Here is a 3683-nt window from a genome sequence, read left to right on the forward strand (position 1 = left end):
CCTTCGACCTTGTCACTCAGTTCGACAACCATGCGCTCGGCGCCGCGTTTTCCGATACCGGGCACCCTCGTCAACGCCGTCAGGTTGCCTTCCGAGAGCGCCCGCCGCAGCGCGTCCGGTTCGAGAACTGCGAGAGTTGCCATCGCCAGGCGCGGTCCGACTCCGGAAACCGTCTGCAGGAGGCTGAACAGGTCCTTCGACTCGGTATCGGAAAAACCGTACAGCGTCATCGAGTCTTCGCGAACGATCATCGTCGTGAACAGTCGCGCTTCGCTTCCCCGGTGCAGCGCACCGAGAGTCACCGGGGTGGCATTGACCCGATAGCCGACACCTGACGCTTCGATGACCGCGTGATCGAGCGCAATATCGAGTACCTCGCCGCGTACCGACGCGATCATCGTGAACCTGCCTTCTTCGTCTCGGCCAATTTTGCCTGATACTTACGCATTTGTTCAGCGGCCATCGCCTCGGCGCGGGCCATCCGCTCGATCATCGGTGCTCGCCAGCAGTGACAGATCGCCAGCGCCAGAGCGTCGGCAGCGTCAGCCGGTTTCGGCGCCGTCTTCAAATTCAGAATTCGCGTCACCATCGCGGTGACCTGCGCCTTGTCGGCGTTACCGCTGCCGGTGACGGCGGCCTTCACCTCGCTGGGCGTGTGGAAACACACCGGAATGCCGCGTCTGGCGGCAGCGAGCGCGACAACTCCGCCTGCTTGCGCTGTCCCCATCGCGGTACTGACGTTGTGCTGCGCGAACACGCGCTCGATCGCGACCACCTCCGGCTTGTACTGCTCGATCCACAGTTCAGCCGCATCGGAGATCCGCAGAAGCCGAGAACCAAGGTCCATCTCGGCCGGAGTCCGCACCACGTCGACCGCAATGGGGCGCACTTTCCTGCCGTTGCTCCCGTCGACCACTCCCAACCCGCAGCGAGTCAAGCCTGGGTCCACTCCGAGCACGCGCACTTGTCACACCTCTCCATACCGAACAGCTGTTCGATAGCTTAGCGGTGCGCGGGACTACTACCCCGCATCAACACGCAACCCGGCCCGGACGCGGACGTCAGGACCGGGTTGAGTTGAAAAGCAATCAGTCTTCGAGAGCCGCGAGAACCTCGTCGGAAAGATCGATGTTGGTGTAGACGTTCTGCACGTCGTCAGAATCTTCGAGCGCGTCGACGAGCTTGAAGATCTTGCGTGCGCCGTCGACATCCAAGGGAACCTCGACGGAAGCGCGGAAATCGGCTTCAGCGGAGTCGTAGTCGATGCCGGCTTCCTGAAGTGCCGACCGTACGGCAACCAGATCCTGTGGCTCACTGACGATTTCGAAGGTTTCACCGAGATCGGTGACTTCCTCGGCACCGGCGTCGAGCACAGCCATCAGGACGTCGTCCTCCGACTGGCCGTTCTTCTCGAGCGTGACGACACCCTTGCGAGCAAACAGGTAGGAGACGGAACCCGGGTCAGCGAGGTTGCCACCGTTACGGGTCATCGCGGTGCGAACTTCACCGGCTGCGCGGTTGCGGTTGTCGGTGAGGCACTCGATCAGAACGGCGACGCCGTTGGGTCCGTAGCCCTCGTACATGATGGTCTGCCAGTCTGCGCCGCCCGCTTCTTCACCGGCGCCGCGCTTGCGCGCACGCTCGATGTTGTCATTGGGAACAGACGTCTTCTTCGCCTTCTGGATGGCGTCGTACAAGGTGGGGTTGCCCGTGGGATCGCCACCGCCGGTTCGTGCCGCCACCTCGATGTTCTTGATCAGCTTCGCGAAGGATTTGCCACGACGTGCGTCGATCACAGCCTTCTTGTGCTTGGTGGTGGCCCATTTTGAGTGGCCGCTCATGCGATTCAAGCCCCTTTCCTGCTGCGTTGCGCACGCCGAATGCGCGTCTTTCAGCTCTGCCGATGTTACCCGTCCCACGTCACAACTCGCTGCATCCCCCGACACGAATTAGTCAAACCACGCATTGTTTGCATAGAATGCAAACATGTTTGTGCGAATAGATCACGCCTCCACAACTCCACTCGCGGAGCAGATTGCGGCCGGGGTTCGTGGCTCGGTCATCCGCGGTGAGATCGGTCCCGGTGACCGTCTGCCGTCCGCTCGCGCTCTCGCCGACTCGATCGACGTCAATCTCCACACGGTTCTTCGGGCGTACGCAACACTCCGCGACGAAGGCCTGATCGACCTCCGACGCGGACGTGGCGCCGTTATTCGCGCCGAGTTCGACTCGGGAAGAACAGCTCTCAACGAATCTGCGCGCGAGTTCGTGCGGCAGGCCCGAAATCTCGGACTCGACACCGCGCACATGCTCGACCTCATCAAGGAGACCAGCACACAATGACGACCAGCAAGATCCGACTCTGGACAGCAGCTTCACTGACGTTGATCCCGACCCTGATCCTGGTTCTCGCGCGCTTCGCGTGGGATGAACGCCTGCCCGAAACCGTCGCGAGCCATTGGTCCGGATCGACCCCGGACGGGTTCAGCACCACGACGACGTTTTTCGCCATCGCGCTGGTGATTTCACTGGTGGCTGTCGTTTGCGCCTGTGTCGTCGCGGCCCGTTCGAGCGACAACGCGCCCCTGTTTCTGGCCGTCACCTCGATCTCGAGTGCGACACTGGCGACGATCTGGATTCTGAGCGTCGCCCTGACGATCGACGCCGGGTCGCCGGAAGACGCGCGTATCGGCTGGTGGATTCTTGCGCCGATCGCGGCGGTACTCGTAGGAGTTCTGGCATACGCGCTGCCTGACCAGCAACGAAGCGGCCCGGAGTCGGCACTGCCGACCCCGACGCTCGACACTCCGCTGACGGCCTCCGAACGTGCAGTGTGGGTCGGGCAGGTCCGCAGCGTCTGGCCGTGGATCGTTACCGCCGGCCTCGTAGTTCTCGTGATCGCGACTGCCGCGTACTCGGATTGGTGGGTTGCCGTGATCCTGGGTGTGTCCACACTCGCCGTCACAGCATTCGCGTCGATCACCGTGCGCGTCGACCGTCACGGTGTCGGCATCAGTTCCTGGGGCGTTCGATGGAAGAAGATCCCCATCTCGAAGGTGAAGTCCGCATCAGTCGACGCGATACGTCCAGCCGAATGGGGCGGATGGGGTTACCGAATGACACCGCGCGGAACAGCCGTCACTCTCCGCTCGGGTGAGGCCATCGTGGTCACTCTCGAGAGCGGACGACTGTTCGCCGTCACCGTCGATCACCCGGAAGACGGTGTGAAGCTGATCAATTCGTTGGTTCAGGCTGGTTGATTCACGAACAACGTCAATTCACGAACAACACGGCAGCGGCATTGCCGGCGAGGTAGAAACCGGCAATGCCGAATACCCAACCCATTGCGCTGTCGCCGTAGCGAGACATCAGCGAGTCCACTCGGCGCAGCGGCTTGTCGAGGCGGTTGCCGGCCACGACCCGCCCGCACAACAGAAGCACTGCGGGCATGGCCATGATCAGGCAGTATCCGGCAAGTATCGACGCAGACGCGACTGCGGGCAGCCCAGCAGCGGTGATCATCGCGATCGCCGCCAAGTAGGGCAACATCGTCACCAATTCGGCGGTTCCGGCAGCAATCGCCAGAAGTACAACACTTCTCGCGGAACTGGCCGAGCCGAGCACCCGCTCTCGCCAAACATGGGTTCGATCGGCCTGACCGGATGTGCGTCTCTTCTCGGAAT

Annotated in this window: 6 protein-coding genes; 2 read left to right on the top strand and 4 right to left on the bottom strand. The window is 62.3% G+C overall.

What is annotated here, in order from left to right:
• The 3 genes from ruvA to RWT78_RS28710 all read right to left on the bottom strand — a co-directional run.
• The coding region (gene ruvA / locus RWT78_RS28700) for a Holliday junction branch migration protein RuvA (protein ID WP_314682769.1) at positions 1–398 on the bottom strand (398 nt) is incomplete at its 3' end.
• Complete coding sequence (gene ruvC / locus RWT78_RS28705) at positions 395–964, bottom strand: crossover junction endodeoxyribonuclease RuvC (RefSeq protein ID WP_003943325.1); 570 nt, start codon at positions 962–964, stop codon at positions 395–397. The genes ruvC and ruvA, both read right to left, overlap by 4 nt.
• A gap of 124 nt (positions 965–1088) precedes the next feature.
• Positions 1089–1841 carry a YebC/PmpR family DNA-binding transcriptional regulator gene (locus tag RWT78_RS28710; protein ID WP_007732951.1) on the bottom strand — a complete coding sequence of 251 codons (753 nt, stop codon included), beginning with the start codon at positions 1839–1841 and terminating at the stop codon, positions 1089–1091.
• 145 nt (positions 1842–1986) lie between these two features.
• On the opposite strand from RWT78_RS28710, the gene RWT78_RS28715 reads away from it, so the two are divergent.
• The gene (locus RWT78_RS28715; RefSeq protein ID WP_314682773.1) at positions 1987–2343 is read left to right on the top strand and encodes a GntR family transcriptional regulator; all 357 of its coding nucleotides are present in this window, start codon (positions 1987–1989) and stop codon (positions 2341–2343) included.
• Positions 2340–3260: a hypothetical protein gene (locus RWT78_RS28720; protein ID WP_054826060.1), complete on the top strand. Its 921-nt coding sequence runs from the start codon at positions 2340–2342 to the stop codon at positions 3258–3260. The genes RWT78_RS28715 and RWT78_RS28720 overlap by 4 nt, the downstream gene beginning before the upstream one ends.
• A gap of 13 nt (positions 3261–3273) precedes the next feature.
• Here the strand turns inward: RWT78_RS28720 and RWT78_RS28725 are convergent.
• A partial coding sequence (locus RWT78_RS28725) for a GAP family protein (protein WP_314682779.1) occupies positions 3274–3683 on the bottom strand: 410 nt, incomplete at its 5' end.

This window comes from uncultured Rhodococcus sp. (assembly GCF_963525155.1).
Taxonomy (GTDB): domain Bacteria; phylum Actinomycetota; class Actinomycetes; order Mycobacteriales; family Mycobacteriaceae; genus Rhodococcus_F; species Rhodococcus_F qingshengii.